Raw genomic sequence first — 26,892 nt, 5'->3', positions numbered from 1 at the left:
ACGCCAAATAAATGGCGAATTTTTTTCAAATTACAGGGCTGCTAATTACGCTTCGTGTGCCATCTGGTCTTTTTCAGCACACTGTTTTGAGCAATACTCTTTTTCTTTACGGGCAAGATTATTGCCACAAAAATAAAGCAAGGTGCGTTTAACTTCTTTCCCCGCTTCAAAAGGCTTGCGGCAGTATCCGCATTCTTTCTTCATTTCCGCTCCTTACAGGCTTGCCGGGATCTCGCCGTTACGAATAATTCCCTCTACAGGCCAGCACTCACCATTCACGTTTTGCTCGATAGCAGCTGCCTGGCACTGTTGCTGGTTGTCATATACATCGATTACTACATCCTGCGATTCACCGTTGAGGGAGATAACAGTCAGAACCAGTGCAAATAAAGTGTTCATTACGGAGTACCCTTTTGAGCCAGTAAGTAACAAAGCTGGCGGATTCTGACTTTAATCCAGTTGAGGCGAACGGCCTGCTGCTGTGCTGGTTTGCGTGCAAAATCAATCATCTCATCCTCTTTGCCTTGTCGCCGGCCAGCGGAACGTTTATTACCTGACAACGATGCGCTTGTTGTCGATGGAGATAACAATACAAATATTATTTACATCTAGCAAGCGGAATGAAATATAAATTTTCAATTAAGGGTGTGTCAATGCATCCAAACTATTGGATGCAATGAAAAAAAAGATGTGATTTTTACTTCTGAATGCTTTGGATGATGTTGGTAACGTCATCCTTGAGGAGATCTAACTCTTTAAGAGTAGCTTTTGCGTGAACGATGAGGCGAAGCTTTTCAGCTTCAGGCATCTGGTTGAATAATGAGAGCAAAGCGATTTCTTTTTCATCCAGTTGCCGTGGAGGTTTATGCATGCTCAGGTCATCATCACCTGCATCAGGCGGCATAAAAAACCAGTGCTCTGGTTTACCTGTGGCAGCTGCAAGGCGTTTCAACCTTACACCTCGAGGCGCTGACTCACCTTTAGCCCATTGCTGAACTGCCTGGGGAGTAACCATGGCTCTCCTGGCTATATCAGACATGTTCCAGCCGAATTCATCTTTGATGAGCTGAAGTCGGTAGGCGAACGCTTCATGAGGTGCTTTTTTCATGGCATTCATTCTACAAGGTAGCCTTTCATAGTGCATTGCAAAGATTTTTTTCATGCATGATTGAAAATAATATTTTCATGCTGTAATCTCATTTTTCATTCACTGAGGGCTGGATATGACCAAATCAATTAAACAGCGAGTATGCGATGTCATGACTCAAACAGAGATCGCCAAGAATCTTGGCACAACTTCTCAAGCTGTAAGTCTGTGGCTGAACCATGAGGTTCCCGCGCATCGAGTGCTACCGATTTGCAAGTTGTTGGGATGGAAAATCACTCCGCATGAAGTACGTAGTGACATTTATCCAAATCCCACAGACGGGCTGCCAAAACAGGAGTCTTGACCATGCATGCCATTTCATATCAACAAAATACCGGATTAACTCCGGTTGCGATGATAAATCGCAATCAGCCAGGCGCGGCAGATAAGCACGAACAGATCCGAGACGCCGTTCGTGCCTGGGCTGCGTCACTGGATATGGGGGTGAGCGTGGCTATTTATCGCAGCAAAAAATGGCTCGCCGCCGTCGGGCAGATCGAGCGCTGTGTTCTTTGTGGAGCATGGGGAACGCAGGTGGCACACCGAAACGAAGGGAAAGGCATGGGATTAAAAACCGATGACTGTGCGACAGCTGCGCTCTGCGTTTGCTGTCATGACAGCATTGATAACGGGAATAAGCTGAACCGGGACGAGCGTCGGCAACTTATGGACCGCGCGATTGTTCTGACAGTGATTGAAGTTGCCCGCCGCGGGCTGGTGGTGCCCGCATGAAAATTTACGAAATTACGCCGATCGGCAAACCCCGAATGACTCAGCGCGACAGATGGCATAAACGGCCAGCAACAGCAGCTTACGGGGCATACAAAGAACAGGTCCGGTTGCTGGGGATCCGCCTGCCAGATTCCGGATATCACGTCACGTTCGTTATCCCCATGCCAAAGAGCTGGAGTAAGACGAAGCGGGCGCAATATGTCGGCCAGACTCATCAACAAAAGCCGGACAAAGACAATCTGGAAAAAGCTCTGCTGGATGCAGTGTTTGACGAGGATAGCCATGTCTGGGACGGGCGGGTTACCAAAATCTGGGGAGAAACCGGGCAAATTATCATCGGGGAGGCCACATGAAGCCAGAAACGCTTGAGGTACTACGCGCGCGCTGGCAGCGCCTTCGCATTTACCGCTACCGGGGATCAGTGCTGGTGGACTACCGCATCCTTCGTAATTTTGTTCGAATCTATCATTCAGCAGGAGCCGCATAATGAACCTCGAATCAATCGCTAAATATTTCGCGCCAAAATCACCGATGTACAGTGACTCCTCGAGGGCGACTGCCACCGACAATCTGACCGGAACTGATGTTATGACCGCGCTTGGACTGGTTAACGCCAAGTGTGGGTTTGGATTCGATTTATACCTTGCAAAAATTGGTATCAGCAGCCCTGACCGGGCAATGGAGGCGCTTTATGGAGCATCGTTGGTCCTATGCCGACGCTTTAAATCAGTTACAGAACTCGATGAAAAAGTTCGGCAGCGCGTTCTTGAAATTATGTGTGCTTTTGCATACCAGGATTACGCCCGTAGTGCGGCAAGCGTTCGCAGATGTGACTGCTGCGATGGTAGCGGCTTTACCGAAGTCGAGGTATTCACCAACAAAATCCAATACCCTGACGGCAAGCCGCCAAAATGGGCAAAAGTTACAAAGGGTGTTTACCCCTCATACTGGGAGGAGTGGAAATCAGTTCGGGAGAGAGCGCGCGTTCTGTGCAAAGCGTGTAACGGCAAAGGCGTTATCAGCAATGCGTGTCGCTGCCACGGGAAAGGGAGGGTGCTGGATAAGAAAAAGACAGAGGAACAGGGCGTGCCGGTCATGAAGGTGTGTGACCGTTGCACGGGGAGAGGTTACGCCCGGCTAAAATTTTCCAATGTGCTGGAGGGCGTCCGCACCGTATGGGATGTAAAAAAAACCACCGCTTACGGTCAGCTGCAACCGCTGTTTGAATTGCTGGTGGAAGAATGCCACAGGCAAGAAGGTTATGCAGACAGCGCCTTAAAGGCAGTTACGATGTAGGCTGATTTTCTATAAAGCTCAATTGTCAGAGAAAAAAGGTGTTGAGGTTTGCGGAATTTTCGGCTAGCATCAACTCTAACGCTGGGAATCCGTTCATTCGTTCCGACCAGCAAGAAATCCTTAAAGCCCTGCGGTTAATACCGCGGGGTTTTTTCGTTTTAAACACAACGGAAAGCCTGCTTTCATGCCCTTCTTAGGCGTGACACTAAGCATTCGGGAGAGCTGGCTTCCCGTTATGAGCAAAAGGTCATTTCTGATGGCCTTTGACAGAGTGAATTTTTTCATCAGTGCTATAGTTTTTATGGCATTTGATAATGCTCTCGATACTGATAACACTGGGTGGGGTATACACCCGCTTCGCAGAGACAACTGCATGACCCATAACCAGCAACTCATTGCTGGTCTTTTTTTTCCGCCATTAGCTCAACTGGAAAGAGCACGGAGCTTCTACCTCTGTGGTTCGGGGTTCGAATCCTCGATGGCGTACAATTAAGCACAACAACATTAGTTTACTGAAGGCTACCATCCAGCGGCCTTTTATATGCTCTTGACTATGCAAGCATAAAATAGTGAAAAATGCTTGCATATGTCAGACGATAAGAAAGATCCAAAGGGTAAAGCTAAGGGCGGGATTGCTAGGGCGAAGTCTCTTACTAAAGAGCAGCGTTCTGACATTGCCAAAAAAGCAGCGGCAGCAAGATGGAAAGACAAGCCGTTGAAAGCAACCCACAAGGGAAGCTTTATGGAAGAGTTTGGCATTGATACTGAGTGTTATGTTTTAGACAATGAATCTAAAACGGCTGTGGTAACTAAAACCGGGCTGGCAAAACTCATTGGTCTTGGGGAGCGAGTAAAAGATATCGACCGAGTTCTTAACGCTCAATATATGCAAGATTACGTAGACGCAGTTTTGCTTGAGAAAATGGAAAATCCTTATATTTTTCAATGGGAGAACGATGGCGCAGTACTCGGTTCTTTTACTGGCGGACATGGATATGATATTTCAGTAGTAATTGATATTTGCAAAGCCCTTACGGCAGCTAAAGATAGTGGCGATCTTCCAGCATCTAGACTAAATGCAGCTATGCAAGCTCAAGACTTAGTTAACTCGGCGGCAAAGGTTGGTATTACTAACGTTGCTTACGCTGTAGCTGGATTCAAACCTGAAGTACAGCAAGTAATTGATCTCTTCAAAGCATTTGTTAGGGAAGAAGCTAGGCAGTATGAGAAAGAGTTTCCCAACGAACTTTATGAGGCTTGGTACAAAATTTATCAATTAAACAAGCCAGGACGAGGGCGTCCATTCTTATTCAAAAAATTGACTATTGAGCAAATTTACAAGCCCTTGGCCAAAAGCGAAGGTAAGATTCTTGACCTTGCTAAAAGTAGCAAAGATGAATTCGGAAAATCCGGAGACATGATCCACCAGTTCCTATCTGAGGTTGGCGTCAAGGCGCTCAAGCAGCAGATTGGTAAGGTTTTAGCGGTAACGACTCTATTTGATGAGAAAGACGCTTACGAATCTGCATTGGAAAAAGTAAACAAGTGATCATCAACTCGGCCACCGCGCCGGGTTTTTATTGTCTAAAGTATTTCCCAAGACTGCCGATAATCTTCGTTCTGAAATTGAAAAAAATAAATATCTGCATTCGTTGCCCGCTCCCGTGCGGGCTTTTTTTATTCCCCTCATTACTGAGAGGATACACAGCTATATGAGGGGAGACCTATGTCCGATCCATTTTCCGGCACAGGGCTGGCCGGTTTAGCTTTGACTGGAGCAAGTGTTTACGGTCTATTGACCGGAACTGATTACGGTGTTGTTTTTGGAGCATTTGCAGGCGCAGTATTCTACATAGCGACAGCAGCTGACCTGAGTGTGTTACGTCGCCTGGCCTACTTCTTCGTGTCGTATATCGTCGGCATTCTTTGTTCGGGGTTGTTGGGGTCAAAACTCACATCCTGGACGGGGTACACCGAGAAGCCTCTGGATGCTATTGGTGCCGTAATAGCTTCTGCATTAGCCGTTCAAATCCTTACGTTCCTGAACAAGCAGGACATCGGCTCGCTGGTGGCGCTGATAACGCGCCGGGGAGGTTCAGGTGGTACTAAATGACCCAACAGCAACTATCAACGCGCTGCTCTGCGCCGGAGTTGTAATTGCTCTGATGTTTTACCGCCGTGGTGATTCGCGGCATCGGCCATGGATTTCGCGTTTAGCCTGGCTGATTACCGTCACTTACAGCGCTGTACCGCTGGCGTACCTGTGTGGGATCTACCCGCATTCATCATGGGCCACCATTGCGGCCAATATCATATTCCTTTCCGTGCTGGTGGCCGTCAAAGGCAACGTTGCACGTCTGGTTGATCATCTGAGGCACTAATGAACCAATCACAATTTCAGAAGGCGGCTGGTATCAGCGCCGGATTAGCTGCGCGCTGGTTTCCGCATATCGACGCCGCCATGAAGGAATACGGCATCACCGCACCGCTTGATCAGGCCATGTTTATTGCCCAGATGGGGCATGAAAGCACCAGATTTACCCGACTGGTGGAGAACCTGAATTACGCGGTTGAAAACCTGGTACCGACGTTCGGCAGCCACCGCATCACTCAACAGCAATCCGCCGCACTTGGCAGAACGGCAACGCAACCGGCAAACCAGAAAGCGATCGCCAATCTGGTATACGGTGGTGAGTGGGGAAAAGAACACCTTGGCAATCAGGTCGCTGGTGATGGCTGGAAATATCGCGGTCGCGGGCTGAAACAGATTACCGGCCTGAGCAACTATCGCAGTTGTGGCCAGGCGTTGAAACTGGACCTTGTTACTCATCCGGAGCTGCTTGAAAAGGATGAATACGCCGCGCGCTCTGCCGCATGGTTCTATGCCTCCCGCGGTTGCCTTCTTCATTCCGGCGACGTTGAGCGCGTGACACTGTTAATCAATGGCGGCCGCAACGGGCTGGATAAACGCCGTGCGCTGTTTAACCTGGCGAAATCCGTTCTGGTATGAGGTGAATGTGGGGATCGAAACGATAATTGGGCTGGTCGCATTGGTTATTTCCGTTATCGCCGGCGCTTTTGGCCTGGGCCATATTCGCGGCACCAGCAAAGCTGAAGTGAAAGCCGACCAGCAGCGCACCGAAGATAACGCAGCGGCAACGGTCGCAGCAGCCGAACGCCGGGTAGAAGCAACGAAAGAGGCCAGCAATGTACAGCAGACTGTTAACCATATGTCTGACGACGATGTTGATCGCGAGCTGCGGGACAACTGGACCCGTAAGGGTTGAGGTAGCCGATACGTCTTGCGACTGGGTTAAACCCATCTACTGCACAGCGCACGACTGGGATGTACTGGACAGGCAGACGAAGCGCGACATCCTGGCGCATAACAAAGCGTGGCAGGCGAACTGCAAGTAGGCCTTAATTGAAAGATAACTAAATAAATTTTCCAAATGGTCGTTATATAGAGAGTGTGTTTAATTAAGGGGGCAAACAATGCCTTTTCTCATGGTGTTCTTTGTTGTCATTATGGTGTTACTCCTCTGGAAGGCAGGAATACCCCAGGCTATCATTATGTTAATCATACCCATCATGTTTAGTACTTTGGGAGGTATGGTTGCCGCCGTGGGAGTAAGCGCGTTCGCTACACCTATTGTTGGAGTGCCTGTTGGAATCGTTGTATTTTTAATGTTGATGGGTAAGTTTTTATCCAGGAGGTAACCTAAATCCAATACTGAGGACAGGCATGTCACATGAATAGCTATGGCTTTCTTATGCGCATTCTTCATCTATTACAAAGCTCATCTGCTGGTTGCTAATGATGATAAAATGCAGAGTCCCATGGATTTTGGGGTAGGAAAAGCCTGGATATGATGCTAGAAATCATAACATTAAAAAGACCGTGAGATGCATTATGAAAATCTTAGGATTGGATGAGTACAGAACCCTTCGTGAGGGAGGGACAATGAAGTATTTTGAACTGGAACGCATGCCTAACAGCACTTGGGTTGCCATTTTCGAAAGTTTGTTTGCCGAAAAGGATGAAAAGGCATGGGTAGAGGGTTACTGCATTGTGACGAACTGCTCAAACAGTGAAGTATCCACCCGGTTCATATACTTGAAAGAAAAGTGCGAAGAAGCGAACTCTATATACAGGGTTAAGCATTCTGCACTATAACTAATTAAAGAAAGTTAAACTCCTGGTGATTTGTTTGCTGCCATTTTCACTTCTTTCAGAATTGAATTCAGGTGTATGAGTTAAAAAAGACTTTTGGGCTATTAAAGGTAACGTAAATCACAGGCAAAAGATTCGTCAATGTGATTGAGTGTTCATGGGACTAACAATCTTCTCTTGTAAGGAATTATGTGTAGAAGGAGATTTTATGGCACAGCTATTGATTTTTGCTGATGATGAGCCTGCTAAGTTGCTGAAAATTCGAAGTTATCGGAGCAAGATTCTTTATCTGTATGCTAATGATGAGGTGAGGTGTTTGGATGTGGTGATTTTTTTTTCAACTTTTCTGAAAGGCGAAAGTGGAGCCATATTGGTGGCAGCCGACAGATACGTGAGCAGGAAAGAAATTATCGAGGCTTATGATGCTCTGATTGGTTGAAAGCAGCGAGACTGGCGCGTAGCAGTAGGATGGGTCATGCTTGGTTCTATACGTCAGTAGAGTGATACAGGAGTTCATATCGGCCAGACGAAGCGTGATGCTACTTTAATCCAGCGGGTGAGCGCTTAATATTGTTTGTCCCAACGGTTCGAACCCATTTCTGATTACCACATTCAAGCCACTGGCACTCGCTGGTGGCTTTTTTTATTGGAGTGAATAATGGCAAAACCGGACTGGGGAGAGCTTCAGCAACGGTTCCTGTCCGAACATGCCGCAACCGGCGTATCACCAAAGGAATGGTGTGAAGCGCAGGGACTGAACTACGCTACCGCCCGTCGATATATCAAAAAAACTTCTGCGCAAACTGCGCAAAAATCTGCGCAGAAAAAAGTGCGCATTGCGCAGAAAGAACAAAGCGCAAATGAGCAGATGGATGATGATGGACTTACTGCTCAGCAACGCTTATTTGTTGCGGAATACCTAAAGGATGGTAACGCCACACAAGCAGCTATCAGGGCGGGTTACAGCAAAAAATCCGCTGAACAAATTGGTTATCAACTCCTTCAGAAAACTTCAGTTGCCCAGGCTATTGCACAACAGCAGAAAGCCTCCATTGCGCGCACGCTTGGCGGTGCCGATGAAGTCCTCGCGCAGATGTGGCAGCTTGCCACCTTCGATGCAAACCAGCTATCGCAGTATCGCCGCGGCGCGTGTCGTTACTGCTGGGGATTCGGTCACCAGTACCAGTGGCGCGATATGGTTGAGTTCGAAGAGAAACGACTCGAAGCGCTTGAGCGGAAAAGTCGCGAGCCCGCTGATGTTGGTGGCTATGGCTATGACCATAATCGTGAGCCTAACCCTGCCTGCCCACGCTGTAACGGCGATGGTATCGGCCAGCCTTACTTCGCTGATACGCGTAAACTCTCGCCAGTCTCGCGACTCGCTTACTCCGGCGTAAAGGTCGGAAAGAACGGCGTCGAGATAACCGCTATCAGCCGTGAGCGTATGTTCGAAGCCGTAATGAAACGGCTTGGCCTGGCGGATAGCGAGTTCGCTCAGCGTCTCCAGCAGATCGAAATCGACCGCCGGCAGCTGGAGGTTGAGAAACTCCGCAAAGAGCTGGCCGGTGATGGTGATGGTGACGAACCGACCCCAGTTCAGATCAATATCAACGTAGTGGACGCGAGGGCGGAAGATGGGGATCAGCCCGACACTTAACATTCCTCAGGCGCGTTTCCTCGCGATGCAGCACAAATTCAAAGCCTACGTTGCCGGGTTCGGTTCCGGTAAGACGTGGGTGGGTTGTGGCGGCATCTGTAAGGGGATGTGGGAGCACCCTAAAATCAACCAGGGTTATTTCGCGCCGACGTACCCGCAGATCCGTGACATCTTCTACCCGACGATTGAGGAAGTGGCCTTTGACTGGGGGCTGAGCGTCATAATCAATGAGGGGAACAAAGAGGTTCACTTCTACGAGGGGCGACGATACCGCGGAACCACAATCTGCCGCTCAATGGAGAAGCCAGGCTCGATAGTTGGTTTCAAAATCGGTAATGCGATGGTGGATGAACTGGACGTCATGGCGGCTGCCAAAGCGCAGCAGGCCTGGCGAAAAATCATCGCCCGTATGCGTTACAAAGTCGACGGGTTGCGTAACGGCATCGATGTAACGACTACGCCGGAGGGCTTCAAGTTCGTCTACCAGCAGTTCGTGAAGGCGGTCCGCGAAAAGCCTGAGCTTTCTGCTCTGTATGGGCTGATTCAGGCCAGCACGTTCGACAACGCGAAGAACCTGCCCCCGGATTACATTTCCTCGCTGCTGAGTTCTTATCCTGATGAACTGATTCAGGCAGAACGTCGCTGATCAGGAGCTGATATGCGTCAGAAAACAATTGATGCAATTATGGCGCATGCTGCCGCTGAATATCCTCGTGAGTGCTGTGGTGTGGTGGTGCAAAAAAGCCGTGTTGAACGTTATTTTCCGTGCCGGAATCTTGCCGCGGCGCCGGAGGAAAATTTTGTCCTCTGCCCGGAAGATTACGCAGTTGCTGAGGACTGGGGTACGGTGATCGCCATCGTTCACAGCCACCCTGACGCCACTACGCAGCCGAGCGAACTGGATAAAGCGCAATGCGACTCAACGCTTTTACCCTGGCATATCGTGAGCTGGCCAGAGGGGGATTTACGCACCATTCAGCCGCGCGGAGAGCTGCCGCTGCTGGAGCGTCCTTTTGTGCTTGGTCACTTCGACTGCTGGGGGCTGGTAATGAGCTATTTCCGGCAAACGCATGGTATCGAACTCCACGATTACCGGGTTGGTTATCCCTGGTGGGAAAAAGACTATCCGGACAACTTCTATCAGGATTGCTGGTACGAGTGCGGATTCCGTGAATTCGACGGGCCGCCGAAACCTGGCGATATGGTAATCATGCAGGTTCAGGCTGATAAGTGGAATCATGCGGGGATTCTGCTGGAAGGTAACATGCTACTGCATCACCTTTATGGGCATCTGAGCCAGCGCGTTCCTTATGGCGGCTACTGGATGGAAAGAACCATGAAGATACTCAGACATAAAATCTTATTAGAGTGTGGTTGAAATCTGAGCACCTCCATTCAGAGGGGGCGAAATACTACAGCAATCTTTGTTGTTCTGCATTCCAACCAAGCCATACATTTTGTGCAAAAAGTGCTATTTATGCCATTCTTGAAAGCTCAAGCTGGCTCATAGGCACCGCCTATCTCCCGAGAACGTGACAATAGTTTACTATTACCTGAGGGGTAACTTCTGCGATAGTGCTGTTAACTTTCAAAATGGTCATCGCGATCATCGTCGAACGTGGGGCTATCTTGACCAAATGAGGATTGCTTAAAAGTTATAGCTAGCTATAGAATCACTGTAGAGTGCTGCTTTCATAAATGATTTAGAGGTTCAATATGTTTAGCGAAGAAAAAGTAGCTCAGATGGCTGCTTACCTGCTACTTAAACGTGGCGGGCGCATGGCATATCTGAAGCTTATGAAATTATTATACTTGGCAAATCGCCAATCTATGATCCGACATGGACGCATGATGGGTGAGGATCGTCTCTATTCAATGCCTCATGGCCCTGTGATGTCTACTACCCTGGATTTAATCCGTGGTAGAGCAGAGACTGGCGGTGAATACTGGTATCGGCTGATTCAAACAGCGGGGCATGATGTTTGCCTGAGTGCTGATCCGCGTGAAATGGATGCTGATGAAGTGTTCGATGAATTGAGCCGGGCAGATGTCCGCATCCTCGATGAAATTTATGCCCAGTATGGTCACATGAATAGATACGAGTTGCGCGATATGACTCACCTGCGTGATGTTTGCCCGGAATGGCATGATCCTCGCGGGTCTAGAACCCCTATTGACGTGCGTGAAATTTTTTTGAATGAGGGTAAAACTCCTGAAGAAGCTGAAAATATTTTCAGGAGCATGTGCGAATCACAAGAGCTCAAGGAGTTTTCTTCTCAATTGTCATGAGCACATTTCAACCATATAAAAAAGGAACCGTTTTAGCTCCAAGCGGGCCATGCAATCATCTTCATGTGATTTGCAACGATCCTGTTTATTACCCAGTAAACGACTGTTACTGCATTTTGGTTGTTAACGTGTCCAGTATTAAGCCGGGCGTTCCTCATGATGATGCGTGTGTGCTTAACCCTGGTGACCATCGATTTATCCAGCATCCCAGTTATATAGTCTATGCCGAGGCAGTTATCTGGCGTGTCGATAATGTTGCAAGAAAGCATGCAGCCGGTGAAATAACGGCGCATGATGATATGCCAGAAGCTGCATTCGAGAGAGTACTCTCAGGCTTCGATATTTCAGAACAAGCAAAACCAAAGCACATCAGGTTTAAAGAAAAGTATTGTACGAACACGTCATTAATAGATCAGCCTGAACCGACCGATGGTTTGACAGGCACATAACTTAAACCCGCCATCTGGCGGTTTTTTGCTTTATGATATCTTACACACCCGCTTCGGCGGGTTTTTTTATGGAGTAAATATGGCAATTTCACTCGATAAAGAACCGCTCAGAACAGTCCGGCTTTATGGCGTGCTAGGTGCCACATTCGGGCGTGAATATCGTTTATCAGTAGCTTCACCAAAGGAGGCCATCCGCGCCCTGAGCGTTATCGTGCCGGGTTTTGAGCGTTTCCTGAATACCAGTAAGCAACGAGGTTTAACTTATGCGGTATTCAGCGGGAAACGAAACCTCGTAAACGATGAACTCAGTATGGACAGGAGCACAGAGGAAATCCGCATCGCGCCGGTGATCATCGGCAGTAAGCGAGCCGGGTTTTTTCAGACAATCCTCGGGGTTGCCCTTGTCGCTGTTGCCGCGTTCGTCACGGGAGGGGCCGCGATCGGGATTGGTGGGACTGCTTTTGCTGGTGGATGGGGAGCTGTGGCGGGGATAGGGGCATCAATGGCGATCGGCGGCGTAGTCCAGATGCTTTCTCCACAGACTACCGGGCTAGCCAGCAAGCAATCAGCAGATAACCGCGCAAGCTATGCATTTGGTGGCGTTACGAACACAACCTCTCAGGGAAACCCTGTCCCCATTCTCTATGGTAAACGGCGAATCGGCGGCGCTGTTGCCTCTGCCGGGATTTACGTAGAAGACCAGCAATAACAAATATTTGTCAATCAGGCCACCTTCGGGTGGCTTTTTTTATGGGCGCGATATGGCTAAAACAATTACCGGACGTAAAGGCGGCAGTTCGAGTTCCCGCATCCCTGTCGAGCAGCCCGATGATCTCCAGTCCGTTGCGAAAGCGAAAATCCTGATGGTTCTCGGTGAAGGGGAGTTTGCTGGTGGGCTGACCGCGAGGGATATCTATCTTGACGGCACACCTTTACAAAACGCAGATGGTTCCCAGAACTTCAGCGGTGTCTTGTGGGAGTTTCGCCCAGGAACGCAGGCTCAGGATTACATTCAGGGGATACCTGGCACAGAAAATGAAATCAGCGTCGGTACCGAAGTATCCAGCGAAACTGCCTGGACGCATACCTTCACGAATACGCAGCTTTCGGCGGTTCGCCTGCGCCTGAAGTGGCCAACTCTTTTCAAACAGCAGGATAACGGGGATTTGGTAGGGTATTCCATCAACTATGTGGTAGAGCTTCAGACGGACGGTGGTAGCTGGCAAAAGGTCCTTGATACTAATGTGACCGGGAAAACCACATCCGGTTATGAACGCAGCCATCGCATCGATTTACCGAAAGCTGGCAGCACCTGGACCATCAGACTGCGCAAAATTACCGCTGACGCAAACAGTGCCAAAATTGGCGACACGATGACGCTCCAAAGTTATACAGAGGTCATCGATGCCAAACTGCGCTATCCAAACACAGCTCTGTTGTACATTGAGTTTGATTCCAGCCAGTTCAATGGCTCTATTCCACAAATTGCCTGTGAACCACGTGGTCGTGTCATCCGCGTACCGGATACTTACGACCCGGAAACAAGAACTTATAGCGGTACGTGGCTTGGGACATTCAAATGGGCCTGGACAGATAACCCTGCGTGGATATTCTACGACCTGGTGGTTAGCGACCGTTTCGGGCTTGGGGATCGTCTCACAACAGCGAACATAGACAAATGGACACTTTACCAGGTTGCACAGTATTGCGATCAGATGGTGCCGGATGGCAAAGGCGGAAGTGGCACCGAACCACGTTATACCTGCAACGTATACATTCAGGAACGCAACGACGCTTATACGGTCCTGCGTGATTTTGCTGCTATCTTCCGCGGGATGACCTACTGGGGCGACGACCAGATTGTTGCGCTGGCGGACATGCCGAGGGATGTTGATTTTACATACACTCATGCGAACGTTATCGATGGCCGGTTTACCTATTCCAGCAGCACCACAAAGAACCGTTATACCAATGCGCTCGTATCCTGGTCTGATCCTGATAACGCCTATTCTGATGCGATGGAACCTGTTTTTGAACAGGCGCTGGTTTCGCGTTATGGATTTAATCAACTTGAGATAACAGCTATTGGTTGTACCCGGCAATCGGAGGCGAACCGAAAAGGGCGATGGGGGATCCTCACCAACAACAAAGATCGCGTTGTTACTTTCAATGTAGGGGAAGACGGTAACATCCCACAGCCTGGCTATGTAATTGCTGTAGCCGACCGAAATCTTTCCGGACGTGACCTTGGCGGCCGTGTTTCTGTGGTGAATGGTCGTGTTTTGACGCTGGACAGGGCACCGGATGCATCTTCGGGCGACAGGATGATTGTCAATCTGCCATCAGGGGTTGCGCAGTCACGCACCATCCAGACGATAACGGGCAATAAAGTAACCGTTACGACTGCTTACAGCGAAACGCCTGTGGCTCAGGCCGTGTGGGTCATAGAGTCTGATGAACTCTACGCACAGCAGTATCGCGTTATTACGGTAACTGATAATAATGACGGCACGTTCACAATCGTCGGTGCAAATCACGATCCGGATAAATTCGATCGCATTGATACGGGAGCTATCATTGACCAGCGGCCGGTGAGCGTGATCCCGCCGGGCAACCAGTCGCCGCCTGCGAACATCGTGATCAGCTCGTTTTCTGTGGTACAGCAAAATATCAGCGTCGAAACGATGCGCGTGAGCTGGGACCAGGCGCAGAACGCTATCGCCTATGAAGCGCAATGGCGCCGCAACGACGGGAACTGGGTTAACGTGCCGCGCAGCTCCACCACGTCATTCGACGTCCCCGGGATTTATGCAGGGCGCTACCTGGTGCGCGTGCGCGCAATCAATGCCGCAGAAATCTCGTCCGGATGGGGCTATTCAGAAGAGAAAACGCTGACGGGGAAAGTGGGCAATCCACCGAAGCCGGTCGGCTTCATCGCTTCTGAAAACGTGGTATTCGGTATTGAGCTGAGCTGGGGATTCCCCGCGAATACCGACGACACTCTGAAGACGGAAATTCAGTACAGCCTGGCCGGGACGGAAGACGATGTGATGCTGCTGGCAGACGTACCCTTTCCGCAGCGCAAGTATCAGCAGATGGGCCTAAAGGCAGGGCAAATTTTCTGGTACCGCGCGCAGCTGGTGGACCGCAGCGGAAACGAATCAGGGTATACAGACTTTGTGCGCGGGCAGGCCAGCATCGATGTATCCGACATCACCGATGCAATCCTGGAGGACATGAAAGGCTCCGATACGTTCAAAGACCTGATCGAGAACGCGGTGGACAGCAATGAAAAAATTGCTGGCATGGCTAACGACATCAAACAGGCCAACGACGAACTGGAGCAACAGGCGCAGAAAATTGCCCAAAATGCCCAGGATATCGGAAAGGTTCAGACCAACGTTACAAACCTGTCGAGCAAGGTCGGAGATGTGTCTTCTTCTCTGAACGAGCTTGAGCAGACAGTGGCGACGGCCGATACCGCACTGGGTCAGCGTATCGATAGCATCAACGTGTCTATGGACGGCATGGCGGGGGGAGTGAAGAACTCCGCCATCGCGATTATTCAGGGCAACCTGGCGCAGGTGGTGGCGCGCAAAACACTGTCTGCATCGGTCGCCGGTAACAGCGCGCAACTGGACCGCATTGATGAGGTGATCGTCAACGAGAAGGAGGCAACGGCGCGTTCGCTGCTGAGTTTGCAGACTGACGTGAACGGCAACAAGGCATCCATCAACAGCCTTAACCAGACGTTCTCGGATTACCAGCAGGCTATGGCCACGCAGGTAAACAGCATCACGGCGACCATCAACGGGCATACGTCAGCCATTACCACTAACGCTCAGGCCATAGCGAACGTTAACGGGGACCTGAAGGCGATGTACAGCATCAAGGTCGGGTTATCCAGCAATGGTCAGCTTTACGCGGCAGGGATGGGGATCGGCGTGGAGAATACGCCGTCAGGCATGCAGTCGCAGGTTATCTTCCTGGCTGACCGCTTCGCCGTTACTCACCAGGCAGGAGCGACCGTTACGCTTCCGTTCGTTATCCAGAACGGGCAGACCATAATCCGGGACACGGTCATTGGAGACGGGACGATTGGAAACGCCAAGATCGGCAGCTATATCCAATCTTCAACCTGGGACGGCACCGGGAACGTTGGCTGGCACATCAACAAATCTGGCTACGCGACGTTTAACAACGTGACCGTTCGCGGCTCGATTTACGCCACAAACGGTAATTTTTCTTTCAATGGCTCCGGCAACACAACGGTGATTAATGGTAATGGCGTAACCATTAATATTCCGGGTGGAGGTCGCATCGTACTGGGGACATGGACATAAAATGCCGACAGGATTATTGATAGAACTTAATGACGGTGGAAAACGAATGGAGATCACGGCGGGCCTGCGGTGCCCGTCATTTGGGGCCAACTTTGACAGTGGCTACCAGAAAGCCAAGTACGCTGATGTTGCCGGTTATGTTTCCGGGGCGCAGGTGCTGTTTATCCCTCACGCAACGGCTTATCTTGATTCAGGGCTGCTTCATAAAATGAACTCGGTCACCATATCCGGTGGCCGCGTGACGCAGAACTCCACGATGAAGGATGTAAGCATCAGTGAGCGTGAAAGTACGTACACGTTCCCCGGTAGCCTCTGGCAGATATTTCCGTCAGGCCAGCGTAGTGGTGTGGGTCTTCTCATCAGCAACAGCACTGACTTCACCTCAATAACCAATGCTACACAGTCAGGACAGTGTATCTGGAAGGGTACCGTCAATGTTCCCACTGGCGGCTGGGCAGTTCCCACGATAGCGGGGTACGACAAGTCCAAATATATCGTCTTTGGGCGCTGCAATAGCGGTAACACAGTCGATTTCGATGGCAACACGGTCAGGTTCTTCAGCCCTCCATCCACCAACGATGATGCTCCGACGACCGGCACGATAGATATTGTCATCTTTGCCAGTGGCGTGGCGCCTCAGCCGGGCACCGGCCTCAACATCTTCAATGCAGCCGGGGCTTGCACGTTTTCGACGACAAAGCGGCCTTTCGTCTACCTCAACCAACTCTGGACGCCTTCGAAAAATGCCGTGAGCATCGGCAGCGGCTATGTTCCGCTGGGCAGGTTCGGGCTGATGGCTCACGAAGTAAATGGCATGTACGTGTATCGAATGTTCGGAATAAAAATACAGAACGGCAGTGCTTCAGTTCAGGGTGGGAAATATCTTGGGCGCGAGCGGTATGCAATTTTTGGTAATGACACGGTAACGCCACTGAACCTTCCCGTTCTTCCCGATATGTACGTCTGAATAAACTGTCTTTTTAATCAACCTCGCTCCGGCGGGGTTTTTTATTGCCTGGAGAAAATATGCTTTATAACACTGGCACCATCGCCATTAACGGAAATACAGCCACCGGCACCGGCACGAACTGGACGGCACCCGCCAGCCAGATTCGGGTTGGCCAGACGTTGTTTGTTCTTTCTAACCCGGTACAGATGTTTCAGATCACCGCCATTAACAGTGCGACGTCACTGACGGTTACGCCTGCCGCGTCTCCGGCGTTGAGCGGCCAGAAGTACGGCATTCTTGTTACTGATAGTCTCTCGGTCGACGGCCTGGCGCAGAGCATGTCTCAGCTCATCAACGAGTATGACGAGAACATCGGCGCCTGGGAGACGTTCGCCACCACCTCAGCAAACCAGAACATCACCGTTACCATCAACGGCGCTCGTGTAACCGTTCCGGCGATCGGCAAACTGGTCCAGAAAGGGAGCAATGGGGCGGTTGGAGTTTCGGACGGTGGGACCGGGGCAACGAATGCCGCTGACGCTCGCACAAACCTCGGTTTGGGAGGTAGCGATAATGTTACTTTCAGCAATTTGAATCTCGAGCGCGGTAATGACTCTTCTGCATCAGGGATTTTAACAACCACATCGAGGGACGGCAGTGGTTCGGTGAAGAACTATGCTCGCTTCTACGCTGAAAGGCGTTCTGACGGTATCGACTACCTGACGCTACACATCAACGGTGCCAATAACACCCTTAACCGCTATTTATCTCTTCGCTCTACTGACGGGGCCATCATCGCCTCAAGTGCAGCGCTAGGAACTGGTTTTGATTCGCAGATCGGGAATGTGGCGCAATGTATGAATGAGAGAAAACAAAACGGCGGTACAGCAGCATTTCGCAGTTTAAATTCAGGCCTCATTATTGGCGGGCAGAATTTTCAGTATGGTGCTTCGCTCTACTTCCGCGCGGGTGATACAGCTTCAACGTTATGGGTAGATTACAGAACCGGTAATGCAATGGTCTCCGCTGGTAATGACTCCAGCATTTCTACAGGCACAGCGCAATACAACAATCTTTGGGGAACAAAAAACACGACTGTCGATGCCAGCGGCTTTATTAAGCGTTCATCCCCCGTTGTGAAGGTCTTTTCGGATGGAGCATACCGGACGAACGACGAATCAGAAGGCTGCACTGTAACTCGTCTGGCTACAGGTCAATATCTGATTGAAGGATGCCAGGGACTGAACTCAGATGCTGCCTGGGGCGGGATTGATGGTGGTTTTGACATCCCCAACGATCGCAACAAGCAGCCGCTTATCTGGCTGGATTATGAGGTTAGTGCCGATGGTTCTGTGCTGGTGAAAACCTATCACCGTACTCACCCTGATGCACCAGCGTTCGCCAGGAACGAACTGGAAGGCGTGGGTGATGGTGATCCAGTCGACATCCCCCGTGACCAGTTTGTGTCCGTGCGCGTCGAAATGCCTGCTGATTCTTTATACAACCAAAAAATCAGAGCAGCAGAGCTGGCCATGACTGCCGATGCGGGTGAATAAAGGTCGGTTTGGGAGAGAGCAACACAGCCAACTTTGGAAGCCTCGAAATTGGTGCCAAAAAACCCTCTACTGCAAGCTTTGTGGATTTCCATTTCCTTGGCACTAACGACTATGACGCACGCATTCTGTGCGGTGGTAATTCTAATGGCGCTATGGGGAAAGGAGACTTCACATTTTACGCAGGGAAATACGTTTTTATCGGCGATAGCTTTGAATTTCGTAACCCTATCACCTGTCAGAACAGCATCAGCGCATCCGCAAAAATTGCGACCACTGCTGATATGGAATGCAAAACTAAAATTGGTGTTTTGGCCCCAGCTAACAATCAGAATGCTCATGTTTGGTTCTATGGCACAGGTGGGGCATCCAGGGGGGTTATTTATTCCGGACAAACAGGAATTATTCAGCTCCGCCCTGACAATAATGATAACGGCGGGTCCAACGGATACGCTTTTGCATTTGGGGCTGATGGTAAGTTCACCTGCGTTACGATGAATCAGACCTCAGATGAGCGGGTTAAATTCGACAAAGAGCCCGTCAGCGCGGCTCTGGATAAGATATGTTCCCTGACGGGCTTCACGTTCGGAATTCAGCTCACAGAATCGGAGTCGGTACGCAGCGCAGGCATCATCGCCCAGGATCTGGAAAAGGTTCTGCCCGTTGCTGTAAGTTCTGGCGGAACTGGCACTACGCCAGCAGGAGAGGAAATTAACGATCTTAAAACGGTGGACTACAGTGCCATGAGCGCCCTGTATGTTGAGGCCATTAAGGAGCTGGCCGAACGGTTAAACCTCATCGAAAAAGAACTGGCTGACCTCCGCGGCTCGACAGTTGCCTAATCTTCTCCGTCACTTTGCAGACTGTACTGTTCACGCCTGAAAACTGAATCAGTGGGCCTATCCAGGCGAACATCGATCCAGCTGTTCGCTGGCACGTCCATCGGTTCCCCTTTCGTTTTGACGATCTCCCCGTCATCGCCTAGCAGGTATTTTCGCTTAAACAGGCGGATAGTCAGTCCTCCGTTTTCGGTTTGTTCTGCCTCAACTACACCCAGTTCCCCCATGCCGCCAGGGTCCATTGGCGGCAGTAACTGCCATCCCTCTGACGCCAGGCCTGCCGAACCTGTGAGAACATAAACGCCGACATCAAGCCGTGAAATAGTAATGCCCTCAGCCTCGGCGTTCGCCGCACCGCAGCCGCACCATGTAAAACCATCCTCAGCAATATCTGAGCGCAGGCTGGCAGGCTGATCGCAAACGGAGTGGACAGAAAGCAGGTGGCGATTATTTACGACGTAGCGGTGTGCACCTTGTATAAGAAATTTCCGGCGCGGTAGGGGTAGAGGAAAAAAATATTGAACATTTAATCCAATTTTCGTAATAAAGCATTGAAATAATGTAATAAACTTGTTGAAATTTTGGTAAGCGGTTGGGTTGAGCATTGGGGGTATTCATGGCAAAAACAGATTCTATTACACCTGAAGAGTTTAGGGTTATTCACTTTGAATTGTCTAAAATCTCATCAACATGGGCAGACTTATGGTTAACATTGTTTTCTCTCCGTGCTGAAGGCAGCAGGGTGATTACTATTAGATATTCCGATATCGAAGATGACATGCTGCACTTGGCTGGAACTCCAAAATTTGAGCCACGAACAATTAGATTAAATTTATTGCTTTCTAAGTTAATTGCGTACAGAAAGGATTGCAATCCTTCTGATATTTATGTTTTCCAGAGTAGATCAAATCGAGTTAAAGGGTTAGCTAGGCCTGTGACTGTAATAGCAATGAATAATGCCTTAAAACAAGCATCCAAATATGTAACAAGGAAAAACATCACCATGAAAAGTGCTTTAAGGGTAATCGGAAGGAACTAGTTGGACGAGGGTTCATACACTAAATACCCACCTGTTTATGGAAAGTTAGGACGATGGTCAATGATCACGTCCTTTATCAAGTCATTATTCTCCCTGATGATTTTCGATTTACTACTCGATTGGATGTAAGATATGTAAATGCATGAATCTTAGGAGGGATTTCGAGTAAGTAAAATGAGATCCTGATCAGAATAAATCAAACCTGGCATTGAGTAGAGTAAATAATAAAGCAGCGCATGCAAGATTTAATAGTATAACAAAACGGGCAGAAACATTCACTGAACAAATCTCCTGATCATGTATTAGACAGAGAATGACTGTAATGTAAAACCATCTTACATACACCTACTAAAAAAGACAGATAAAACAAGGTGCCATCCGATGAGATAGCTAAGCATTTGCGCCTTGGATAGTTCTTACCATCGGAGCATCGGGTTATGCTCGCTTGTTGAGTGCTGAGAAATGAAGAGATTAGAGGTTTATAAGAGGTAGCCAGTTTGTCAAACGAGATAGTTTATTTATGATGCTCAACATATTGAATTATATGGCTTTATTATGGTGGGTTGAAGGGCGTTAAAACGAAATTATCACAAGCATACAGTTCTGTTTCGCTTGGGGCCTGAAAGCAGATGGGGACGGTTTTCACTTTTTCTTCTAAAGGTCCAGAATACTTTGCCGATAGTGAACATAGCGGCGCAGGAGCCAAATGGTGGAAGCCGTAAACTTAATTTAAGTTCAGTCAAATAGGAATTACTATCATGGCACAAGTCATCAATACCAACAGCCTCTCGCTGATCACTCAGAACAACATCAACAAGAACCAGTCTGCGATGTCAACAGCCATTGAGCGTCTGTCATCCGGCCTGCGTATCAATAGTGCAAAAGATGACGCTGCTGGCCAGGCGATTGCCAACCGCTTCACCTCTAACATTAAAGGTCTGACTCAGGCTGCGCGTAACGCCAATGACGGTATCTCCGTTGCGCAGACCACTGAAGGCGCACTGTCTGAAATCAACAACAACTTACAGCGTATCCGTGAACTTACCGTTCAGTCTTCTACAGGTACTAACTCCCAGTCTGACCTGGACTCCATCCAGGACGAAATCAAATCCCGTCTGGACGAAATTGACCGCGTTTCCGGTCAGACTCAGTTCAACGGTGTGAACGTGCTGGCTAAAGACGGCTCTATGAAAATTCAGGTTGGTGCGAACGATGGCCAGACTATCACTATCGATCTGAAACAAATCGACTCTGAAACTTTGGGTCTGACTGGTTTCAATGTTAACGGTGCAGGTTCAGTTGCCAATACTGCTGCTACTAAATCTGACCTGGCCGCCGCTCAGCTTGCTAAGACAGCCGCTGGCATTGCTATTGCGGATCCGGAAGCCGATTCGAATGGTGTGACTAAGTATACGGTAAGCGCTGGCCTCAATGCATCTACTAAGGCTGACGTGTTTTCCAGCATAGGTGACAAGGCAGTAATTAATGCTACTGTTTCAAGTGGTTTTGATAGCGTCACCGGTAATAACTATAAATATCATAAAGATACTAACGATTTTACTTACACGGGAACTATTAGCGCTGGAGATGCAACGACTCCAAGCAATAGCGCTAAGCTTCAATCTTTCCTGACGCCTAAAGCTGGTGATACAGCTAACCTAAAAATTGATATTGGTGGCACGTCTGTTAATGTTGTGCTGGCTAGCGATGGTAAAATCACCGCTAAAGATGGTTCTGCACTCTTCATTGATACGACAGGTAACCTGACTCAGAACAGCGCCGGTGCTGTTAAAGCTGCAACACTTGATGGTCTGACTAAAAACCATAGTGCTGCTGCCGACGATGACAATCCTGCCGTTGCTGTTGCGGTTAATATCACCACAGAAGACGGTGCTAAAATCCGTTTGGCTGGTGATGCCGCTCCTGCTAAAGGATCTGCAACTGGCGGTGCTATTACTGTAGAGGATGCTCGAATCAGCGCGGATTCCCTGCAATCAGCCACTAAAGGCGTTGCCTTTACAATTGATTCTGCTGGTGATGGTGCCACCACAACTGTTGGTGATATTAAAGTTGCTGCAAATGGTGATATTACAACTACAGCTGATGGTACAAAATTCTCTGCGGCCTTTACTAAAGCAGACGGAACTTTGACTACCAGCAATGAGCAAGAGATTTTCCTTCAGAAAGACGGTTCCATCACTAATGGTTCTGGAAAAGCTGTATATGTATCTAAGGATGGTACCTTTACCACAGATGCGACTACTAAAGCGGCAACTACAACAGATCCACTGAAAGCCTTGGACGACGCTATCAGCTCTATCGATAAGTTCCGTTCTTCTCTGGGTGCAGTACAGAACCGTCTGAGCTCTGCTGTAACTAACTTGAACAACACCACCACTAACCTATCTGAAGCGCAGTCCCGTATTCAGGATGCCGACTATGCGACTGAAGTGTCGAATATGTCCAAAGCGCAGATCATTCAGCAGGCTGGTAACTCCGTGCTGTCCAAAGCTAACCAGGTTCCTCAGCAGGTTCTGTCTCTGCTGCAAGGCTAATTTCATATTAAAGGTCAAAGCCCCATATATGTGGGGCTTTTTTATTGGCTGAATAAGGTCGTTAAAAGTAGTCAAATCCTTTAATCAAAGCTCGCACGATGATTTAGCATTTCACCAGTTTCGCTCCGTTTACACAGGTCCAGTTGTGATTAAAAAACAGGCATTCAAATTTTTGCTTGAACCAAACAAAGGTCAGTTATCTGACTTTTTGGCCTTTGCTGGTTCCTGTCGTTTTGTTTACAACAAAGGCCTTGCTCTTCTTAATGAGAATTACCGTTCGGGTAAAAAATTCATAGGCTACAATCAGCTGGCTTCTGAATTAGTGGAATGGAAGAATGAAGAGAGCCTTTCTTGGTTGAAAGAAGCTCCATCTCAGTGTTTACAGCAATCATTAAGAGATTTAGACAGAGCATTCAGAAACTTTTTCACCGGCAAATCACAATATCCAAAGTTTAAAAAGAAAGGTCGGCATGATTCTTTCCGTATACCATGCCAAAGGGTTAGAGTAGATCAAGAAAAAAAACTGGTATCTCTCCCTAAAGTCGGCTGGGTAAAGTATCGCAAGAGCCGTGAAATCATTGGTGATTTAAAAAATGCAACTATTTCCTTTAATCAGGGAAAATGGTATATCAGTTTTAATACAGAGCAAACAGTTCCTGATCCAATACACCCCTCTGAAATCAAAACTACAATTGTACTTAATAATGTGAATAGCGTTCATCTGTCATCTGGGGTTGGCGGTGATAACACTTACCAAGCGGAAGAAAAGAAAAAGTTAATCCGTCTCAATAAAACACTGACGAGAAGAAAGAAATACAGCAAAAATTGGCTAAAAACCAAAGGTAAAATTGATCGAGTAAGATCAAAGGCAGCAAGGATAAGACTTGATAATATCCATAAAGCAACCACGGCAATTTGTAAAAATCACGCAGTTGTTGAGGTTGTGAACTTGATGGATTCTGTATCTGCCAAGAACGATAACACTCTGAGTATGAGATACGAATTTGTCAGGCAGTTGATATACAAACAAGAGTGGCTGGGTGGTGAAATTATTCGCCGGGAGAGTAAACTCTTGTAACGGTTTTTTCCGTGATGATGTTGTACTATGTGATGAATTTTAAGCGGCAGGGCATGTCGTTTCTGCTTGTGGAGGAAGGTTAATTCAACTTCCGTTGAAGCAAGAATCTCTTGATTGTTATTGAGAATGTCAACGTCTGGTCCAATACTTTACAAGTAGAAGTATATAAGTATGTTGAAATGGATTTGCGAGTTTTCAGTTGTGAAAGTTAAAAGCTAACTCAAAACGTAATTTATTAACTACTCGGTATCTCAACTAGTACCGCCCCTCAGTGATTCTTGAAAATAGGCTTAAACTTACTGGGTCAGCGACAGACTCAGGTTACCAAGCTTGTTTACAAAATAGGATTACTTGACTGCTCTATTGGCTGTCTACGGAACAATGAGTGGAAATTGAAGTATAGGAGCAATTTATGAGGCAGAAAAAGAAGATAAAAAAGCTGAGTAATACACGCAATATTCTTAATAGAACGAGTAAAGTAAACTTCCGCCTGTCGTATGCAAAACGGGCGGCGACTGGCCGGTGATGGGGCGATAGTAAGAGTTGCAGAGCGAGCTTCGAAACTGATAAAGGCTTTGCGGTAATCGAACCTGTAATGAAGAAGACGCCAGGTGATGTGTTGTTGATTCTGTGCGACTGCCACACACAGTTTGCCAATCTGATGGGGCTGTCACTCATGACAGATGATGGCGAAGCGATCGAAGGTGCTGCTCTGGAAGGGGGGAGGGCTTGGTAGAGTGACGTTCTTCATCAACCGCGCGCTGGGTGATGATGACCGCCCAACAATTTAATTTACATTGCTTAACTGTAGGCACTCGTTATCACTCAATGAACAGGAGATCGTATGCTGACGATTTGGGCGCTACAGTGTAATATGCATGCCAGTCGTTGATGGGGTAGTTACTGTGGAGTGTCCACCGCTGTGTCCATCAAGAAGATTTAATCCGCATAGCGAGTAAATAAATCCATACATATGAAGAACATAAGAAATTTCTCCATCATTGCTCACATTGACCACGGTAAGTCGACGCTGTCTGACCGTATTATCCAGATTTGCGGTGGCCTGTCTGATCGTGAAATGGCAGCCCAGGTTCTGGACTCCATGGACCTGGAACGCGAACGCGGTATTACCATCAAAGCGCAGAGCGTGACGCTCGACTATAAAGCTTCCGATGGTGAAACCTATCAGCTGAACTTTATCGACACCCCAGGGCACGTTGACTTCTCTTATGAAGTGTCACGCTCGCTGGCGGCCTGCGAAGGCGCGCTGCTGGTGGTGGATGCCGGGCAGGGCGTAGAGGCCCAGACGCTGGCAAACTGCTACACCGCCATGGAAATGGATCTTGAAGTGGTGCCGGTTCTGAATAAAATCGACCTGCCAGCCGCCGATCCTGAGCGCGTAGCGGAAGAGATTGAAGACATCGTCGGTATTGATGCGACCGATGCAGTGCGCTGCTCGGCGAAAACCGGTGTCGGTGTTCCGGACGTACTGGAACGTCTGGTGCGTGATATTCCGCCGCCGGAAGGCGACCCGGATGCGCCGCTACAGGCGCTGATCATCGACTCCTGGTTTGATAACTACCTCGGCGTTGTCTCGCTGGTGCGTATTAAAAACGGCACCATGCGTAAAGGCGACAAAATCAAGGTCATGAGCACCGGCCAGGTCTACAACGCTGACCGTCTGGGCATCTTCACGCCAAAACAGGTTGACCGTACCGAACTGAAATGCGGCGAAGTGGGCTGGCTGGTCTGTGCAATTAAAGACATCCTCGGCGCGCCGGTGGGCGATACCCTGACCGGTGCACGTAACCCGGCAGATAAAGCGCTGCCAGGCTTCAAAAAGGTGAAACCGCAGGTTTATGCGGGTCTGTTCCCGGTCAGCTCTGACGATTACGAAAACTTCCGCGATGCGCTCGGAAAGCTGAGCCTCAACGATGCCTCCCTGTTCTACGAGCCAGAAAGCTCAACGGCGCTGGGCTTTGGCTTCCGCTGTGGCTTCCTCGGTCTGCTGCACATGGAGATCATTCAGGAACGTCTGGAGCGTGAATACGATCTGGATCTAATCACCACCGCCCCGACGGTTGTCTACGAAGTAGAAACCACCTCGAAAGAGGTGATCTACGTCGACAGCCCGTCCAAGCTCCCACCGCTGAATAATATTCAGGAACTGCGCGAGCCTATCGCAGAGTGTCACATGCTGCTGCCGCAGGAGTTCCTCGGTAACGTGATCACCCTGTGTATTGAGAAGCGTGGCGTGCAGACCAACATGGTTTACCACGGTAACCAGGTGGCGCTGACCTATGAAATTCCGATGGCAGAAGTGGTGCTCGACTTCTTCGACCGTCTGAAGTCTACCTCCCGTGGCTATGCGTCGCTGGACTACAACTTCAAACGCTTCCAGGCCTCGAACATGGTTCGTGTGGACGTGCTGATCAACGGTGAGCGTGTGGATGCGCTGGCGCTGATCACCCACAACGATAACGCACCGTACCGTGGTCGTGAGCTGGTTGAGAAGATGAAAGATCTGATCCCGCGTCAGCAGTTTGACATTGCGATTCAGGCGGCCATTGGTAACCACATCATTGCCCGTTCAACCGTGAAGCAGCTGCGTAAAAACGTTCTGGCTAAGTGCTACGGCGGCGACGTCAGCCGTAAGAAAAAGCTGTTGCAGAAGCAGAAAGAAGGTAAGAAGCGTATGAAGCAGGTCGGTAACGTTGAGCTGCCGCAGGAAGCATTCCTTGCCATCCTTCATGTTGGTAAAGACGGTAACGGTAAATAACCTTAAGGAGTTG

Annotated in this window: 27 protein-coding genes, 1 tRNA gene and 3 pseudogenes; 27 read left to right on the top strand and 4 right to left on the bottom strand. The window is 49.0% G+C overall.

Annotated elements, in window-relative coordinates:
• Positions 1-45: 45 nt before the first annotated feature.
• From KTH07_RS14735 to KTH07_RS14725, 4 genes and pseudogenes are all read right to left on the bottom strand, one after another.
• The gene (locus KTH07_RS14735) at positions 46-204 is read right to left on the bottom strand and encodes a YdaE family protein (RefSeq protein ID WP_032654607.1); all 159 of its coding nucleotides are present in this window, start codon (positions 202-204) and stop codon (positions 46-48) included.
• Positions 205-213: 9 nt separating this feature from the next.
• A complete protein-coding gene (locus KTH07_RS14730; RefSeq protein WP_022651662.1) occupies positions 214-399 on the bottom strand; it encodes a YebW family protein in 186 nt (61 codons plus the stop codon).
• Positions 399-639, bottom strand: a pseudogene (locus KTH07_RS23500) (hypothetical protein). Before KTH07_RS23500 ends, KTH07_RS14730 begins: the two are co-directional and overlap by 1 nt.
• Before the next feature lie 58 nt (positions 640-697).
• Positions 698-1,108, bottom strand: a complete 411-nt coding sequence (locus KTH07_RS14725) for a helix-turn-helix domain-containing protein (protein WP_032645736.1) — start codon at positions 1,106-1,108, stop codon at positions 698-700.
• A 115-nt stretch (positions 1,109-1,223) separates the two neighbouring features.
• Between KTH07_RS14725 and KTH07_RS14720 the strand changes: the two genes are divergently transcribed.
• The 27 genes and pseudogenes from KTH07_RS14720 (at position 1,224) to lepA (ending at position 26,879) form a co-directional block, all read left to right on the top strand.
• Positions 1,224-1,451, top strand: a complete 228-nt coding sequence (locus KTH07_RS14720; RefSeq protein WP_022651660.1) for a YdaS family helix-turn-helix protein — start codon at positions 1,224-1,226, stop codon at positions 1,449-1,451.
• A 134-nt stretch (positions 1,452-1,585) separates the two neighbouring features.
• Positions 1,586-1,879: a DUF1364 family protein gene (locus tag KTH07_RS14710; RefSeq protein ID WP_032654581.1), complete on the top strand. Its 294-nt coding sequence runs from the start codon at positions 1,586-1,588 to the stop codon at positions 1,877-1,879.
• Positions 1,876-2,232, top strand: coding sequence for a RusA family crossover junction endodeoxyribonuclease (locus KTH07_RS14705; protein WP_063162026.1), 357 nt, complete (start codon positions 1,876-1,878; stop codon positions 2,230-2,232). Before KTH07_RS14710 ends, KTH07_RS14705 begins: the two co-directional genes overlap by 4 nt.
• Complete coding sequence (locus tag KTH07_RS14700) at positions 2,229-2,366, top strand: YlcG family protein (protein ID WP_048244230.1); 138 nt, start codon at positions 2,229-2,231, stop codon at positions 2,364-2,366. Before KTH07_RS14705 ends, KTH07_RS14700 begins: the two co-directional genes overlap by 4 nt.
• On the top strand, positions 2,366-3,175 hold the full coding sequence (locus KTH07_RS14695; RefSeq protein ID WP_063162027.1) for an antitermination protein: 810 nt from the start codon (positions 2,366-2,368) through the stop codon (positions 3,173-3,175). Before KTH07_RS14700 ends, KTH07_RS14695 begins: the two co-directional genes overlap by 1 nt.
• A gap of 412 nt (positions 3,176-3,587) precedes the next feature.
• A tRNA-Arg gene (locus KTH07_RS14690) sits at positions 3,588-3,661 on the top strand.
• Between the two features lie 100 nt (positions 3,662-3,761).
• A complete protein-coding gene (locus KTH07_RS14685) occupies positions 3,762-4,724 on the top strand; it encodes a P63C domain-containing protein (protein WP_217310781.1) in 963 nt (320 codons plus the stop codon).
• A 177-nt stretch (positions 4,725-4,901) separates the two neighbouring features.
• Positions 4,902-5,288 carry a phage holin family protein gene (locus tag KTH07_RS14680; protein ID WP_015570936.1) on the top strand — a complete coding sequence of 129 codons (387 nt, stop codon included), beginning with the start codon at positions 4,902-4,904 and terminating at the stop codon, positions 5,286-5,288.
• On the top strand, positions 5,275-5,556 hold the full coding sequence (locus KTH07_RS14675) for a phage holin family protein (RefSeq protein ID WP_045332224.1): 282 nt from the start codon (positions 5,275-5,277) through the stop codon (positions 5,554-5,556). Before KTH07_RS14680 ends, KTH07_RS14675 begins: the two co-directional genes overlap by 14 nt.
• Positions 5,556-6,185, top strand: coding sequence for a glycoside hydrolase family 19 protein (locus KTH07_RS14670; protein WP_058670585.1), 630 nt, complete (start codon positions 5,556-5,558; stop codon positions 6,183-6,185). The genes KTH07_RS14675 and KTH07_RS14670 overlap by 1 nt, the downstream gene beginning before the upstream one ends.
• 7 nt (positions 6,186-6,192) lie before the next feature.
• A complete protein-coding gene (locus tag KTH07_RS14665) occupies positions 6,193-6,462 on the top strand; it encodes a hypothetical protein (protein ID WP_045331536.1) in 270 nt (89 codons plus the stop codon).
• Positions 6,463-7,557: 1,095 nt separating this feature from the next.
• Positions 7,558-7,788: a hypothetical protein gene (locus tag KTH07_RS14660; RefSeq protein WP_003859853.1), complete on the top strand. Its 231-nt coding sequence runs from the start codon at positions 7,558-7,560 to the stop codon at positions 7,786-7,788.
• A gap of 219 nt (positions 7,789-8,007) precedes the next feature.
• Positions 8,008-9,006, top strand: a complete 999-nt coding sequence (locus tag KTH07_RS14655) for a terminase small subunit (RefSeq protein WP_063162028.1) — start codon at positions 8,008-8,010, stop codon at positions 9,004-9,006.
• Positions 8,984-9,649 (top strand): annotated as a pseudogene (locus KTH07_RS14650) (terminase large subunit domain-containing protein); the annotation flags it as partial. The gene KTH07_RS14655 and the pseudogene KTH07_RS14650, both read left to right, overlap by 23 nt.
• A gap of 15 nt (positions 9,650-9,664) precedes the next feature.
• Positions 9,665-10,384 carry a C40 family peptidase gene (locus tag KTH07_RS14645; RefSeq protein ID WP_063162029.1) on the top strand — a complete coding sequence of 240 codons (720 nt, stop codon included), beginning with the start codon at positions 9,665-9,667 and terminating at the stop codon, positions 10,382-10,384.
• A 338-nt stretch (positions 10,385-10,722) separates the two neighbouring features.
• Positions 10,723-11,295 (top strand): Panacea domain-containing protein, encoded by a 573-nt coding sequence (locus tag KTH07_RS14640; RefSeq protein WP_045142476.1) that lies wholly within the window; start codon positions 10,723-10,725, stop codon positions 11,293-11,295.
• Positions 11,292-11,744, top strand: a complete 453-nt coding sequence (locus KTH07_RS14635; protein WP_072044163.1) for a hypothetical protein — start codon at positions 11,292-11,294, stop codon at positions 11,742-11,744. Before KTH07_RS14640 ends, KTH07_RS14635 begins: the two co-directional genes overlap by 4 nt.
• Positions 11,745-11,823: 79 nt before the next feature.
• On the top strand, positions 11,824-12,453 hold the full coding sequence (locus tag KTH07_RS14630) for a tail assembly protein (protein WP_045331483.1): 630 nt from the start codon (positions 11,824-11,826) through the stop codon (positions 12,451-12,453).
• 52 nt (positions 12,454-12,505) lie between these two features.
• Positions 12,506-16,087 (top strand): host specificity protein J, encoded by a 3,582-nt coding sequence (locus tag KTH07_RS14625; protein WP_063162030.1) that lies wholly within the window; start codon positions 12,506-12,508, stop codon positions 16,085-16,087.
• Position 16,088: 1 nt separating this feature from the next.
• Positions 16,089-17,054 carry a DUF6453 family protein gene (locus KTH07_RS14620; RefSeq protein WP_040117545.1) on the top strand — a complete coding sequence of 322 codons (966 nt, stop codon included), beginning with the start codon at positions 16,089-16,091 and terminating at the stop codon, positions 17,052-17,054.
• 59 nt (positions 17,055-17,113) lie between these two features.
• Positions 17,114-18,592 (top strand): hypothetical protein, encoded by a 1,479-nt coding sequence (locus KTH07_RS14615; protein ID WP_045331488.1) that lies wholly within the window; start codon positions 17,114-17,116, stop codon positions 18,590-18,592.
• Between the two features lie 8 nt (positions 18,593-18,600).
• Complete coding sequence (locus KTH07_RS14610) at positions 18,601-19,431, top strand: tail fiber domain-containing protein (RefSeq protein ID WP_045331490.1); 831 nt, start codon at positions 18,601-18,603, stop codon at positions 19,429-19,431.
• 392 nt (positions 19,432-19,823) lie between these two features.
• Positions 19,824-19,928: pseudogene (locus tag KTH07_RS14600) on the top strand (helix-turn-helix domain-containing protein); the annotation flags it as partial.
• Between the two features lie 116 nt (positions 19,929-20,044).
• Positions 20,045-20,467 carry a hypothetical protein gene (locus KTH07_RS14595; protein ID WP_045331491.1) on the top strand — a complete coding sequence of 141 codons (423 nt, stop codon included), beginning with the start codon at positions 20,045-20,047 and terminating at the stop codon, positions 20,465-20,467.
• A 758-nt stretch (positions 20,468-21,225) separates the two neighbouring features.
• Positions 21,226-23,022, top strand: coding sequence for a FliC/FljB family flagellin (locus KTH07_RS14590; RefSeq protein WP_045331493.1), 1,797 nt, complete (start codon positions 21,226-21,228; stop codon positions 23,020-23,022).
• Positions 23,023-23,167: 145 nt separating this feature from the next.
• On the top strand, positions 23,168-24,100 hold the full coding sequence (locus tag KTH07_RS14585; RefSeq protein WP_045331495.1) for an RNA-guided endonuclease TnpB family protein: 933 nt from the start codon (positions 23,168-23,170) through the stop codon (positions 24,098-24,100).
• Positions 24,101-25,073: 973 nt separating this feature from the next.
• Entirely contained in the window at positions 25,074-26,879 is a 1,806-nt protein-coding gene (gene lepA, locus KTH07_RS14580) for a translation elongation factor 4 (RefSeq protein ID WP_003860714.1), read from the top strand.
• The last annotated feature ends 13 nt before the right edge of the window (positions 26,880-26,892 follow it).

The sequence above is a fragment of the Enterobacter cloacae complex sp. ECL72 genome (genome assembly GCF_019056635.1).
Taxonomy (GTDB): Bacteria; Pseudomonadota; Gammaproteobacteria; order Enterobacterales; family Enterobacteriaceae; genus Enterobacter; species Enterobacter hormaechei_C.
This window is presented reverse-complemented; position numbering and strand designations above follow the sequence as displayed.